Source organism: Micromonospora sp. WMMD712, from assembly GCF_029581295.1.
In the GTDB taxonomy this organism is placed as follows: Bacteria; Actinomycetota; Actinomycetes; order Mycobacteriales; family Micromonosporaceae; genus Micromonospora; species Micromonospora carbonacea.
On the sequence record NZ_CP120743.1, the window covers coordinates 4,193,691 to 4,206,437 of the forward strand.

Annotated in this window: 12 protein-coding genes and 1 tRNA gene; 3 read left to right on the forward strand and 10 right to left on the reverse strand. The window is 75.5% G+C overall.

Features of this window, described 5'->3' with window-relative positions:
* Window positions 1-77 precede the first annotated feature (77 nt).
* A tRNA-Ser gene (locus O7633_RS18045) sits at window positions 78-164 on the reverse strand.
* A gap of 144 nt (window positions 165-308) precedes the next feature.
* Here O7633_RS18045 and O7633_RS18050 point away from each other — a divergent pair.
* The gene (locus O7633_RS18050) at window positions 309-1,283 is read left to right on the forward strand and encodes an NAD(P)H-quinone oxidoreductase (RefSeq protein WP_282323250.1); all 975 of its coding nucleotides are present in this window, start codon (window positions 309-311) and stop codon (window positions 1,281-1,283) included.
* Here the strand turns inward: O7633_RS18050 and soxR are convergent.
* Together soxR and O7633_RS18060 are read right to left on the reverse strand one after the other, a co-directional pair.
* Entirely contained in the window at window positions 1,280-1,789 is a 510-nt protein-coding gene (soxR, locus tag O7633_RS18055; RefSeq protein ID WP_282323251.1) for a redox-sensitive transcriptional activator SoxR, read from the reverse strand. The two genes, O7633_RS18050 and soxR, sit on opposite strands and share 4 nt — an antisense overlap.
* 88 nt (window positions 1,790-1,877) lie before the next feature.
* Window positions 1,878-2,585, reverse strand: coding sequence for a glycosyltransferase family 2 protein (locus O7633_RS18060; protein WP_278130209.1), 708 nt, complete (start codon window positions 2,583-2,585; stop codon window positions 1,878-1,880).
* A gap of 124 nt (window positions 2,586-2,709) precedes the next feature.
* On the opposite strand from O7633_RS18060, the gene O7633_RS18065 reads away from it, so the two are divergent.
* Window positions 2,710-4,989 carry a hypothetical protein gene (locus O7633_RS18065; protein WP_282323252.1) on the forward strand — a complete coding sequence of 760 codons (2,280 nt, stop codon included), beginning with the start codon at window positions 2,710-2,712 and terminating at the stop codon, window positions 4,987-4,989.
* A 70-nt stretch (window positions 4,990-5,059) separates the two neighbouring features.
* Here the strand turns inward: O7633_RS18065 and O7633_RS18070 are convergent, their stop codons facing one another.
* From O7633_RS18070 to O7633_RS18095, 6 genes are all read right to left on the reverse strand, one after another.
* Window positions 5,060-5,677: a hypothetical protein gene (locus tag O7633_RS18070; protein ID WP_282323253.1), complete on the reverse strand. Its 618-nt coding sequence runs from the start codon at window positions 5,675-5,677 to the stop codon at window positions 5,060-5,062.
* Window positions 5,678-5,733: 56 nt separating this feature from the next.
* Window positions 5,734-7,212: a HAMP domain-containing sensor histidine kinase gene (locus O7633_RS18075; RefSeq protein WP_282323254.1), complete on the reverse strand. Its 1,479-nt coding sequence runs from the start codon at window positions 7,210-7,212 to the stop codon at window positions 5,734-5,736.
* Window positions 7,205-7,900 (reverse strand): response regulator transcription factor, encoded by a 696-nt coding sequence (locus O7633_RS18080; RefSeq protein WP_074479039.1) that lies wholly within the window; start codon window positions 7,898-7,900, stop codon window positions 7,205-7,207. The genes O7633_RS18075 and O7633_RS18080 overlap by 8 nt, the downstream gene beginning before the upstream one ends.
* A 69-nt stretch (window positions 7,901-7,969) precedes the next feature.
* Window positions 7,970-8,479, reverse strand: a complete 510-nt coding sequence (locus O7633_RS18085) for a hypothetical protein (protein WP_074479038.1) — start codon at window positions 8,477-8,479, stop codon at window positions 7,970-7,972.
* Window positions 8,480-8,615: 136 nt separating this feature from the next.
* Window positions 8,616-9,671: a phosphotransferase gene (locus O7633_RS18090; protein WP_282323256.1), complete on the reverse strand. Its 1,056-nt coding sequence runs from the start codon at window positions 9,669-9,671 to the stop codon at window positions 8,616-8,618.
* 58 nt (window positions 9,672-9,729) lie between these two features.
* Complete coding sequence (locus tag O7633_RS18095) at window positions 9,730-10,902, reverse strand: acetyl-CoA C-acyltransferase (RefSeq protein WP_282323257.1); 1,173 nt, start codon at window positions 10,900-10,902, stop codon at window positions 9,730-9,732.
* A gap of 144 nt (window positions 10,903-11,046) precedes the next feature.
* Here O7633_RS18095 and O7633_RS18100 point away from each other — a divergent pair, with 144 nt between their 5' ends.
* Window positions 11,047-11,517, forward strand: coding sequence for a PH domain-containing protein (locus O7633_RS18100; RefSeq protein WP_282323258.1), 471 nt, complete (start codon window positions 11,047-11,049; stop codon window positions 11,515-11,517).
* Window positions 11,518-11,835: 318 nt separating this feature from the next.
* Here the strand turns inward: O7633_RS18100 and O7633_RS18105 are convergent, their stop codons facing one another.
* Window positions 11,836-12,747: a rhomboid family intramembrane serine protease gene (locus O7633_RS18105; RefSeq protein WP_282323259.1), complete on the reverse strand. Its 912-nt coding sequence runs from the start codon at window positions 12,745-12,747 to the stop codon at window positions 11,836-11,838.

Consider the following 12,747-nt stretch of genomic DNA (forward strand, 5'->3'; position numbering starts at 1 on the left):
TCACTGCGCCGCATTTTCCCAAGTTGTCAACATCTGGCAGCAGCCATGGCGCCTTGGATGCTCGTGCCTGGGTGAAGCGGAGGGTGTGGGATTCGAACCCACGAAGACATCGCTGCCTTACCGGTTTTCAAGACCAGCGCCATCGGCCACTAGGCGAACCCTCCCGGCCCGCGCCCCGCGGGGCGCGACCGCTGCCTAGTCTGCCAGAAGCCGGCCAACCTGTGACTCACCGTCCCACCGGCACCGGACGGCGACGGACCGGGACAGCCCGGACGTGGCGGGCGCGCCGGATCGGGTATGACTGGGACATGCGCGCGATCACGATCCCGGAGCCCGGTGGACCCGACGCACTCGTCTGGGCGGAGGTGCCCGACCCCGAGCCCGGTCCCGGCGAGGTGGTCGTCGACGTGCGGGCCAGCGCCGTCAACCGGGCTGACCTGCTGCAACGGCAGGGGCACTATCCGCCCCCGGCGGGCGCGCCCGCGTACCCCGGGTTGGAGTGCTCGGGGGTGATCAGCGCGATCGGCCCCGACGTGGCCGGGTGGGAGGTCGGCCGGGAGGTCTGCGCGCTGCTGGCCGGCGGCGGGTACGCCGAGCGGGTGGCCGTGCCCGCCGGGCAGTTGCTGCCGGTGCCGGACGGCGTCGACCTGGTCGACGCGGCGGCGCTGCCCGAGGTGGCGTGCACGGTGTGGTCGAACGTCGTGCGGCTCGCCGGGCTGGCTCGGGGCGAGACGCTGCTGGTGCACGGCGGGGGCAGCGGGATCGGCACGTTCGCCGTGCAGCTCGGCGCGGCGCTGGGGGCCACGGTGGTGGTGACCGCCCGGTCGGCGAAGCACGAGCGGCTGCTCGGGCTGGGCGCGGCACACGCGGTCGACTACCGGGAGCAGGACTTCGTCGAGGAGGTCCGCCGGGTCACCGACGGTCGGGGCGCGGACGTGATCCTCGACATCATGGGCGCGTCCTACCTGGCCCGGAACGTGGCGGCGCTGGCCACCGGCGGCCGGCTGGTGGTGATCGGGATGCAGGGCGGCCGGAAGGCGGAGCTGGACCTGGGCGCGCTGCTGGCCAAGCGGGCGTCGGTGGCGGCCACCGCGCTGCGCTCCCGGCCGCTGGCGGAGAAGGCGGAGATCGTGGCGGGCGTACGCGAGCAGGTGTGGCCGTTGGTCGCCGCCGGCAGGGTCCGCCCGGTCGTCGACCGGCGGCTGCCGATGGCCCAGGCCGCCGACGCGCACCGCCTGGTCGAGTCCAACGCCCACGTGGGGAAGGTGCTGCTGACCGTCTAGGCGGGTGCGGGTGCGGGGGCGCAGTCGCCGCAGGCGGAGGTCGCGGGCGCGGGACCGGCGGCGGACTCGGGGCGGGGAAGCATGAGGCGGGCGCCGGGGCCCTCGCCGGACAGCTTGTCGTCGGGGTTGTAGAGGACGCAGCGCTGCAACGACAGGCAGCCGCAGCCGATGCAGCCGTCGAGGTCGTCGCGGAGCTTGCTCATCAGGCGGATCTTCTCGCTGAGCCGGGCCCGCCAGGCGGCGGAGAGTTCGGCCCAGTCGGCCGCCGTGGGCGTGCGGGAGGCGGGCAGGGAGTCCAGCGCCTCGCGGATCTCCTCCAGCGAGACGCCGACCTGCTGGGAAACGCGGATGAACGCGACCCTGCGCAGTTCGGTGCGGGCGTAGCGGCGCTGGTTGCCGCCGGTGCGGTCGGCCCGGATGAGGCCGAGGCGCTCGTAGTAGCGCAGCGCCGAGGGTGCGACCCCGCTGCGCGCGGCGAGCTGGCCGATGGTCAGGGATTCCTGCATCACGTCGCCTTGAATTGAAGTGGACTTCAACTTGTTCAGGCTAACGGCACGGCCCGCATGACCGCCACCGCGGCGGGGGGCGTCGGAATCAGTGCTGCGAGGCGACCAGGGGACGGCGGCGGGTGCGCTCCCGGCCGAGGATCCAGATCGCCTCGACGCCGTCCTTCCAGGTGATCTTCTTGCCCTCCTCGCGGCCGCGCGCGCGGTAGCTGATCGGCACCTCGTACGGGCGGATGCGCCGGCGCAGCAGCTTGCCGGTCACCTCCGCCTCCATGCCGAAGCCCCGCGAGCGGATGTCGAGGGAACGGTAGAGCTCCACCGGCATCAGCTTGAAGCAGGTCTCCAGGTCGCCGATGTACGAGTTGAACAGCACGTTGGCCGCCATGGTGACGCCCTTGTTGCCCATCACGTACCAGAAGCTGTAGGCGCTGTGGCTGCCGAAGGTGCGGTTGCCGTAGACCACCGTGGCGCGACCGTCGAGCACCGGGTCGAGCAGCCTGGGGATGTCCTGCGGGTCGTACTCCAGGTCGGCGTCGAGGATGACCATGTATTCACCCTCGGCGTTGTCGACCGCTGTCTTGATGGCCGCGCCCTTGCCGGCGTTGCGCTGGTGGGTGATCACCCGCAGCCGCGCGTCGTCGGCGCGGCCGAGGACCTCGCCGGTGCCGTCGCGGCTGCCGTCGTCGACCACGACCAGCTCGATCTCGCACGGGTAGTCGACCGCCAGGGCCTGCTTGAGGGCATCCGCGATGCGTTCTTCCTCGTTGTAGACCGGCATGAGGATCGAGAGCTTCACGGGAATCTCCACGGTTGCGACGGCACGTCGGGCTTAGCCTAGCTTGGCAGCTCAGCGCGGCGGGGTGCAGCACGGCCGGGCGTCGGACGCGGCGCATTCAGCCGGATGGTGTTTACTTCGCGCCATGTCGGCAGCCGGCTCCCTGCTCGTGGCGGCCCCGCTCGTCGCCGTCCCGTCCCTCGTCGTGGCGCTGCGCCCCGCCCGGCCGGACACCGTCGCCCCGCTGCGCCTCGCCGTGGTCCGGGCCGCGGTGGTCACCGGCGCGTTCGCGGTGCTGACCGTGGAGCTGCTCGGCGCGCTGCGCCTGTTGACCCTGCCCGCGTTCGCGGTCGCGTGGCTGGCCTTCGTCGCCGTCGCCGTGGCGGCGGCGACCTGGCGACGCCGCCGGGCCGCCGGGCCGGGCGGGGCCCGGGCGTCGGGCGGGCCGGGCGGCGCACCGGGCCCGGCCACCGTCCGCGCCCGGCTGGCCGACCGGTGGCGTACGGCCGGGCGGGGCGAGCGTCTGCTCGCCGGCACGGTCGGCGGGCTCGTCCTGGTGGAGCTGCTGATCGCGCTGCTCGCCGAGCCGAACAACTTCGACTCGCAGACGTACCACCTGCCGAAGGTGGAGCACTGGGTGGCCCAGGGCAGCCTGGAGTTCTGGCCCACCGCCATCCACCGGCAGGTGACGATCCCGCCCGGCGCGGAGTACCTGCTGCTGCACCTGCGCCTGTTCACCGGCGGCGACGCGTTGTACAACCTGGTCCAGTGGGCCGCCGGGGTGGGTTGCCTGCTTGCGGTCGCCCGGATCGCGGCGCAGCTCGGCGGGGGCAGGCGGGCCCAGCTCCTCACCGCGTTCGTGCTGGGCACCACGCCCATGGTGGCGCTCCAGGCGACCAGCACCCAGACCGACCTGGTCTGCGCCGCCTGGGTGGCCTGCGTGGCGACCCTCGCCCTGGACGGGCTGCGCCGCCGGGCGGGGTTCGGCACGCTGCTGCTGCTCGGCGCGGCGACGGGGCTGACCGCGGTGACGAAGACCAGCGGCCTGATCGGCGTCGGCCCGTTGCTGCTGCTCTGGGGGATCGGGCAGCTCCGGCTGGCGTACCTCGGCGGGACCGGGCGGGGCACGGACCGCGACCGGCGGGTCGGGGCCAGGGTCGACGGACCGGCCCGGCCGGCCCTGGTCGGCGCGGGCCGCGTCGGTCTGCCGACCGGCGGGGCCGACCTGGTGGCCCCGGCCGCAGCGGCCGGCGTCACCCGGCCGGGGGCGGGCGGCGGCGCGCCGGAGCCGCCCGGGCCGCCGGAGTCCCGCGCGGGCGGCACGGCCCGGACCGTGGCCGGGTCGGTGCTGGTGGTGCTGGTGGCCCTGCTGGTGGTCGGCCCGTTCCTGGCCCGCGTGCAGGCGGAGTTCGGGCACCCGTTGGGGCCGCCGCGGCTGCGCGAGTCCATCCCGATGGAACGGCACGACCCGCCGTCGGTCCTGGTCAACGCCCTGCGGATCGGGCACACCGCGCTGGACACGCCGCTCGCGCCGGTGCGGGCGGGCACCGCCGAGGCGATCATGGCCGGGGCGCGGGCGATCGGGGTGGACCCGCAGGACCGGGCCATCACCTTCGGCCGGGAGACCTTCCCGGTGCCGTCCTGGTATCCCGACGAGGATCGGGTGGCGTTCCCGCTGGCCGGCACGCTGGCGCTGGTCGGCGCGGCGCTGGCGCTGGCCCGGCCGGCGCGGGTCAGCCCGGCGGCGGCCGCCGCCCTGCGCGGGTACGCGACCGTGGTGGTGGCGGCCGTCGCGCTGCACACCGCAATGATCAAGTGGCAACCGTGGGGGAACCGGCTGCTGCTGTACGCCCTGGTCCTGGCGGCCCCGCTCGCCGGGCTCTGGCTGGACTCGCTCTTCCGTCGCCGGCTGGCGTCGGAGTCGGAGTCCGCGGGCGGCTCCTCCTCCGCCCCGGGCCGCCGGCGGTCGGTGGCGGCCGGGCTGGCGGTCGCGATGCTGGCCGGGTCCGCGCTGGCCGGGGTGCTCGCCCTGTCGTACGGCTTCCCGCGCCGGCTGGTCGGGGCCGGCTCGGTCTTCACCACCTCGGAGTGGGACACCCGCTTCCTGCGCCGGCCGCAGTGGGCCGACGAGTTTCGGGCGGCGGCCGACGCGGTCCGGGCCAGCGGCGCGCGGCGGGTGGGGCTGGTGCAGCAGAACGACAACTGGGAGTACCCGTGGTGGCTCCTGCTGCGCGACGCCGACGGCCGGCCGCCCGAGCTGGTGGCGCTCCAGTCGGTGCTGCCGGACCGGCCGCCGGCCGACCCGGGCTCGACGGATGCGATCGTCTGCACCGGCACCCGGAAGGTCTGCGCCGACCTGGTGCCCGCCGGCTGGACGCTGACCTGGCGGGATTACGTCGGGTACGCCCTGCCGCCGCCGGGCTGACGCGGCGGCGTTGGTTGTTTGCAGGGGCCCCCTGTGCAACAGAATGCGTTAACAAGGGGCCCCTGCTTGCTCACTTGAGCAGGACGAGCCGGGCCTTGGCGGCGTCGCCGTCCTTCGCGCCGGCCACGCCGACCGTCGCGCCGACCCGCACCGCCTCGGGCTGGATCGTCTTGCGTCGCTCGACCACCCGCAGGTCGTCGCCGAAGGTCCACGTCATCGTGAACCCGTCGGTGGACTTCACGGTCATCGAGTCGCCGTCGATCGCGGTGACCTCACCGCGCTGCACGGCGACGGTCCTCGTGCCGCCGTCCTTCGTGCCCACCACGACCTCGCCGTGCAGGGTGTTCTTCTTCCGCAGCAGCACCCGCGCCTGCCGGCGCTTGCGCCACTCCTGCGCCCGCTCGCCCCGCCGCTCCTTCGCGCCGGGCTCGCCGCTGGCCGGCGCGGGCGAACCCGACTGGGTCGGGTCCGCGCCGGCCGGGGCCGGGGCAGCCATCAGGTCGAGGTCGCCCGGGTCGAAGCCCAGCGCGGCGAGCGCCTGCCCCTCCGCGCCCAGCGCGGCGGACACGTCGACCGCGACCTCCCTGGAGGCGTCCTGCGCCACCTGCGCCGGCCCGCAGCCGGTGACGCCCAGGGCGACCGCCGCGAGCAGCGAGGTGGCGGCGACCGCAAATCCGTGACGTGCCATGGGTCTCCCTCTCGTCGGTGAGGGCCCCAGCGTCCCGCCCCGGTGCTCAGGGGGCGTCAGCGCGATGTTCGGGTCAGGTAAGGGCCGGCCGGCAGCCGCACGGTGAACGCCGCCCCGCCCTCGGCGGCGTGACCGGCGGCGATCTCGCCGCCGAGCCGGCGGACCAGCCCGGCGGCGAGCGCCAGCCCGAGGCCGCTGCCGACCTTGCGCACCCCCCGGTAGCGCGCGTGCAGCGCGCCCCGGTCGAACGCCACCGCGAGGTCGTCGTCGGTGAAGCCGGGGCCGCCGTCGCGCACCTCCAGGATCCCGCCGGCCGCCGGGTCGGCCCCGGCGGGCCGGGCCGCGAGCACCACCGGCGCGCCCGGGGGCACGACCCGCAGCGCGTTCTCCAGCAGCCCGTCGACCACCTGCCGGATGCGCCCCGGGTCGGTGTACGCGGGCACCAGGCCGTCGGGGATCTCCAGGCGGAACGTCACCCCCACGGCGGCGCAGCGGTCGGCCCAGGTGTGTTCCGCGTCGGCGGCCAGCCGGGCCAGGTCGACCGGCACCGGTTCGAGGGGGAAGTCGGCGGCCTCCAGCCGGGCCAACGCGAGCAGGTCACGGACCAGCCGGTCCAGGTGCTCGGCCTCGGCCAGCATGGTGCGCCCGGTGCGCGGCGTGTCGTCCGCGTCGATCACCCCGTCGGCCAGCGCCTCGGCGTAGCCGCGGATGGCGGTGAGCGGGGTGCGCAGTTCGTGGGAGACGGAGAGCAGGAACTCCCGCTGCCGGTCCTCGCTGGTGGCCAGCGCGGCGGCGAGCCCGTTCAGGGCCAGGGCCAGCTCGGCGACCTCGTCGGGCGGCTCGACCGGCACCCGGACGGCCCGGTCACCGGCGCTGAGCCGGGCGGCGGCGGTCGCGGCGACGCGGATCGGCCGGGCCAGCCGGCGGGCCAGCAGCATCCCGGCCGCCAGGCCGGCGGCCAGGCCGGCGAGCAGCGGCAGCCAGAGGCCCCGGACGACCCGCCCCCACAGGCCGGGGGTGGCGGGCCGGGTCAGCACCACGCCGTCCCCGCCGGCCAGCGGTCGCCCCTCGACCAGGGCGCGCTCGCCGGCGACCAACCGCCGGCCGGAGACACCGTTGCCGGCGGCGACCCGGTTGACGACCTGCCGGGGCAGGCCGGCGTGGTCGACCGCGCCGGCGCGGATCACGTACACGTCGATGTCCTGGTCCTGGAGTTGGCGGATCAACCGTTCGCCCGCCGCGTCCCGCTGCCTCGGGGCCCGCACCCGCAGCACGTCGGCGGCGAGCCTCGCCTGCGCCGCGAGCGCCTCCTGGTCGCGGCGCTCCTGACCGCGCACCGCCAGCGGGACGGCGACGAGCGCGGTGACCAGCACCGAGACGAGGGCGACCGCGCAGGTGACGAACACCGCGCGGGCCGTGAGGGTACGCCCGGGGCGACGCCGGCGCGGGCCGGCCGGGCGCGGGCCGATCACCGGCAGCGCGACGGTGGGCTGGGCCGGCACGGACTCCCCCGGCGTCGCCGGTCGGTCAGCCATCGGCGGCGTACCCGACGCCCCGGTGGGTGCGGATCACCCCGGCCGCCCCGCCCAGCTTGGCCCGGACCTGCGCCACGTGCACGTCGACGGTGCGGGTGCCGGAGTGGGCCGCGTAGCCCCAGACGCCGGCCAGCAGCTCCTCGCGGGTGAAGACCCGGCCGGGGCGGGCCATCAGGTGCGCGAGCAGGTCGAACTCGGTGGAGGTGAGCTGCACCGGCGCGCCGGACACGGTCACCGTGCGGCGGGTCGGGTCGAGGGTGACCGGGCCGACCGTCCGGGGCCGCTCGACGCCCTCCGGCACGCCCGCCGTGCGGCGCAGCACCGCCCGCACCCGGGCCACCAGCTCGCGCGGGCTGAACGGCTTCGTCACGTAGTCGTCCGCGCCCAGCTCCAGGCCGATGATCCGGTCCACCTCGTCGTCGCGCGCGGTGAGGAAGAGCACCGGCGTCCAGTCGCCTGCCTCGCGCAGCCGCCGGCAGATCTCGGTGCCGGCGAGCCCGGGCAGGGCGATGTCCAGGACACAGGCGACCGGGCGCAGCCGGCGGGCGGCGGAGAGCCCCGCCGCGCCGTCGCGTTCCAGGTGTACGCCGAAGCCGTCCCGCGTCAGGTAGAGCCGGACCAGCTCGGCGATCGCCGGCTCGTCCTCGACGACGAGGACCAGCCCGCGCTGCGGTGCGTCGACGGTCACCGGACCATGATTGCCGACCACCGCCCGACGGGGCGCGTCAGGACATGTTCGGATCAGGTAAGGAACCGATCAGTGCACCACGACGGGCCGGAACGCGGCGCCCCGGGCGGCGGTCGGCGCGTCGCCGATGGCGGCCACCACCCGCTCCCGCGAGCTGCGCAGCCGGGTGCGGAACGCGTGGTGCAGCAGCGCGTCGAGCTGCCACACCTGCCTCGGGTGCTGGACGCGGATCACGAACCGTTCCCGTACGCCGTCGATGGCCGTGGCGGCCAGCTCGACCGCCGGCTGGTGGGGGTCGGCGCTCCAGGTGACGTCGCTGAGCTCGCCCAGCTCGGCGTTGAGATGCAGGCGGAGCCGGTGCAGCACCCGGGTCTGCCGGGTGACCACGAGCCGGCGGTGGGTGAGCAGCAGCAGGTATTCGCCGGCGGCCCGGTCGGGTCGGCCGCACCGGGCGACCAGGACGGTGGCGTCACCGGCGCCGACGCAGCGGCGGAAGACCGGCACGTGCCGGCTGACGGCCTGCACGGCCAACCCGGTCTCGGCGGCTGCCGGAAGGAACGTGCGGGAGAAGACGTCCATGACGTGCCCAACGAGCCCGCCCCGCGCCTGATATGGGCAACCGCCAATCTACGGAACTTCCACGCGCAAGGAGGGGCCCCTTGTTAACGCATACGGTAGAGAGGGGTCCCCTTCTTACAATCCATCGGCGGCGGGGTCAGAGGCGGTCGGGTTCGAACAGCTCGGCGAGCCAGCCGGGGACCGCCTCGGCGTACTCGGCGCGGGTCGGGTCCGGCGTGCTCAGCGCGCGCCGCCAGGACAGCGCCCGGCTGACCTTGGTCACCGTGACCGCGAGGCCGGCCGCCTCCCGCAGGTCGGCCCGGTCGTGCCGGTCGGTCCACGGTTCGAGGTACGCGTCGCGCAGCCGCACCAGCACCGGGTCGCCATCGGGCAGCTCGAAGGAGTGCGCCACCGAGTTCAGCGTCACCAGCAGCGTCCCGAACGGGTGGGCGACGGAGGCGTCCCCCCAGTCGAAGAAGCGGTGGTCGGCGGCGAAGACGTTGCCGTCGTGCAGGTCGTCGTGCTGCACGCTGTCGGGCACCCCGAACGCGGCGAGCCGGCGGCAGCGCTCGGCGTACTCGGGCAGGAACGCCCGCAGCCGCGCCGACGTCTCGGTGGTGAGGCCGCCCGCCGCGCCGAGGAGCAGGGCATCGGAGTCGTCGAGCAGCCCGGCGAGGAGGGCGGGCAGCGCCCCAGGACGGTGGTCCGGCACCCCGAGGGCCAGCAGCTCGCCGACCCGGGGCGCGGCGGCGCGCTGGAGCGCCGCGTACCGGGGCAGGACGCGTTCCCAGACGGCCGGGTCGCGGTGCCGGGCGAGCGCGTCGCGCAGGGTCTCGCCGCCGTCGGGCAGCAGCGACCACCCCAGGTCGGCGTCGACCGCCACCGGGTCGGGCACCTGGCCGGGGGCGATCCGGGCCAGCGCGCCGAGCAGCCCGGCCTCGAAGCGGGTGCCGGCGTTGTTGGCCTTGAACCAGTACGGGCCGGCGTCGGTGGGCACCCGCCACACCAGCGACCAGGGCCGGACCCGGGGTTCCACCGGCCCGGTGATCCGGCGGCCGGCCCGGTCGAGCTGGCCGGCGACCCAGTCGCGGGCGCGGGCCTGCCAGCCCGGGTCGGCCCAGTCGGCGGACGGCGTCGGCGCACCGGTGGGCGGCGTCGCGGCGTCAGGGGGCGATGTCGCGGCGTCGGCAGGCTGCGTCGGTGCGTCGGTCACGGTGGGCAGGGTAGGCAGCGGCGTGCCCGCCGGCGAGGGGTTTTCCCCGCCCGCCGGCTCAGAGCAGCTCGACGATGGTGGCGTTGGCCATGCCGCCGCCCTCGCACATGGTCTGGAGGCCGTAGCGGATGCCGTTGTCGCGCATGTGCTGGAGCATCGTGGTCATGATCCGGGCCCCGGACGCGCCGAGCGGGTGCCCCAGGGCGATCGCGCCGCCGCGCGGGTTCAGCCGCTCCGGGTCCGCCTCCGTCTCGGCGAGCCAGGCCAGCGGCACCGGGGCGAACGCCTCGTTCACCTCGTACACCCCGATCTCCTCGATGCCCAGCCCCGCGCGGCGCAGGGCCTTCGCGGTGGCCGGGATCGGCGCGGTGAGCATGGCGACCGGGTCGTCGGCGGCGACCACGGCGGTGTGCACCCGGGCCAGCGGGCGCAGGCCGTGCCGGCTGGCCCACTCGGAGGTGGTGACGGCGAGCGCGGCGGCGCCGTCGGAGATCTGGGACGCGGACCCGGCGGTGACGACGCCGTCGGCGCGGAAGGGGGTCTTCAGCCCGCCCAGCTTGGCCAGCGAGGTGTCCCGCCGGATGCCCTCGTCGGCGGCGAACTTGCCGCCGTCGGCCAGCGCCACCGGGGCCAGCTCCGGGTCGAACGCCCCGGCGTCCTGGGCGGCGGCGGCCTTGACGTGGCTGGCGAGGGCGAACTCGTCGAGCTGGGCCCGGGAGAAGTGCCAGCGGGCGGCGATCAGCTCCGCGCCGACACCCTGGTTGAACGGCAGCGGCTCGTCGTCGGCGAAGCCCTCGACGCCCCGGTAGCGGTCGCGGACCTGGGCGCTGAACGGCATGCCGCCGCCGACGCTGGAGCCCATCGGCACCCGGGTCATCGACTCGACGCCGCCCGCGACGACCAGGTCGGCCTGCCCGGACAGGACGGTGGCGGCGGCGAAGTGCAGGGCCTGCTGGCTGGACCCGCACTGCCGGTCCAGGGTGGTGCCGGGCACCGACTCGGGCCAGCCGGCGGCGAGGACGGCGTTGCGGGCGACGTTCCACGACTGCTCGCCGACCTGGGACACACAGCCCCAGATCACGTCGTCGACCTGCCCGGGGTCGATCCCGGTGCGCTCGGCGAGGGCGCGCAGCACGTGCGCCGAGAGGTCGACCGGGTGCACGGCGGCGAGGCTGCCCGCGCGCCGCCCGACCGGGGTGCGCACCGCACCGACGATGACCGCGTCACTCATGTTTACTCCCCGGTAACCTAGCTGCCCCGATAGTACGTCCTCCGCCGCCCGGCCGTCCCCCCGCGGCGGCCGGGCCGGTCGCGGGCGGGCCCTGTCGCGGGCGGGGCTTCCGGCAGGGGCGGGCCCGGCTGGCATCCTGGTGGGATGGAGCCGGCACCGACCCCCGCAGCACCGTCGGCCCGGCAGTGGCGGGTGCCGCCCGCGCTGCCGGCGCTGAAGCTGGTCGGCGCGGCGGCGCTGGTCGGGCTCGGGCTGGTGTTCGGCGACGGCGACCGGGTGCGGCTCGTGCTCGCCGGGGTGGTGGCCGCCGGGCTGGCCGGCTGGGCGCTGCGGGACCTGCTGGCCCCGGTGCGGCTCGCGGTCGACCCGGCGGGGATCACCGTGGTCCGGGGCTTCGCGGGTCGGCGGCACCTCGACTGGGCCGCCGTGGAGGCGATCACCGTGGACCGGCGGCCCCGGCTGGGCCTGTCCGCCGAGGTCCTGGAGATCGACGCGGGCGAGTCGCTGCACCTGTTCGGCCGCTACGACCTGGACGCCCCGCCCGGCGAGGTGGCCGACGCGCTGCGCGCCGCCCACCCCGGGATGCCGGGCTCGGGACAGGGGATCGGGGTCTAGGCGGCCTCTAGGCGGCGCAAGCCTGCCGGTCCGAAGCCGACCACCTTCTCTTGGCCCTTTGCTCTGCACCCGGATACGCAGCGGTCTACGCAGCGCAACCGGGCCGCGCCCCATCGCCCAGCGCCATTTGCGGATACGCAGCTCAGCGAAGGTGTTGCGCGCGTGGGTGCAGAGCAAAGGGGGTACAGGTCGGGTGGCGGGCCGCAGGGCCGTGACAGAGAGCAGCGTCCGCCGGTCACCGCCTCGTGAGGCCGCGACGATTACGGACAGCAGGCAGATGAAGGGTGACGACGGGACGTCGCCGGGACCGTGGACGGGCTAGCCGGTCAGCGTCAGGGTGCGCACGACCGCCAGGGCGAGCAGCGCCACCAGCAGGACGGCCGCGCCGGCGACCTGGAACAGCGTCCGCCGGGACCGGGGCGCGTACGCCAGCACCAGCGCCATGGCCCCGCCGGTCACCAGGCCGCCGAGGTGGCCCGGGATGGAGATGCCCGGCACGGTCAGGGTGAAGACCAGGTTGATCACCAGGACCGGCAGCACCGAGGAGATGTCCCGCCCCATCCGGCGTTCGATCACGATCAGCGCGGCGAAGAGGCCGAAGATCGCCGTCGACGCGCCGGCCGTGGTGGCGTTCTCGGCGCTGAACAGGTAGGCCGCCACGTTCCCGCCGAGGCCGGCGATCAGATAGAGGGCGAGGAAGCGCAGCGGGCCGAGGTTGGCCTCCAGGGACCGCCCGAGCACCCACAGCGCCCACATGTTCAGCAACAGGTGCACGATGCCGTAGTGCAGGAACATCGCGGTGACCAGGCGGTACCACTCGCCCTGGGCGATGCCGTGCACGCTGCCGTCGGGGAAGAGGGCCTGGCCGAGCACCGAACCCCAGTCGGTGAGCGGGGTGCTGCCGCCCATCAGGCCACCGAAGCCGGAGCCGCCGGCCAGCGCGTCCCCGCCCCGGTCGGAGGCGATGGACAGGAGCATGAGCAGGACGTTGAGCGTGATGAGCGCCTTGGTGACGTAGCCGAGGCGGCCGACGGCACCGCCACCGAAGGCGGTGCGCGCCGGCCGCACACTGCGGCGTCCCTCGTCCACGCACTCCGGGCACTGGTGCCCGACCGAGGCGTCCCGCATGCAGTCGGGGCAGATCGGCCGGTCGCAGCGGGTGCAGCGGACGTACGTCTCCCGGCCAGGGTGCCGGTAGCAGACCGGGGTGGTCGGCGGGGACTCACTCAC

What these genes read in the sequence shown, in the direction of transcription:
- O7633_RS18050 (WP_282323250.1), top strand. Translation starts at nt 309, where the DNA reads ATGCGCGCGATCACGATCCCGGAGCCCGGTGGACCCGACGCACTCGTC.
- soxR (WP_282323251.1), bottom strand. Translation starts at nt 1,789, where the DNA reads ATGCAGGAATCCCTGACCATCGGCCAGCTCGCCGCGCGCAGCGGGGTC.
- O7633_RS18065 (WP_282323252.1), top strand. Translation starts at nt 2,710, where the DNA reads ATGTCGGCAGCCGGCTCCCTGCTCGTGGCGGCCCCGCTCGTCGCCGTC.
- O7633_RS18070 (WP_282323253.1), bottom strand. Translation starts at nt 5,677, where the DNA reads ATGGCACGTCACGGATTTGCGGTCGCCGCCACCTCGCTGCTCGCGGCG.
- O7633_RS18075 (WP_282323254.1), bottom strand. Translation starts at nt 7,212, where the DNA reads ATGGCTGACCGACCGGCGACGCCGGGGGAGTCCGTGCCGGCCCAGCCC.
- O7633_RS18085 (WP_074479038.1), bottom strand. Translation starts at nt 8,479, where the DNA reads ATGGACGTCTTCTCCCGCACGTTCCTTCCGGCAGCCGCCGAGACCGGG.
- O7633_RS18095 (WP_282323257.1), bottom strand. Translation starts at nt 10,902, where the DNA reads ATGAGTGACGCGGTCATCGTCGGTGCGGTGCGCACCCCGGTCGGGCGG.
- O7633_RS18100 (WP_282323258.1), top strand. Translation starts at nt 11,047, where the DNA reads ATGGAGCCGGCACCGACCCCCGCAGCACCGTCGGCCCGGCAGTGGCGG.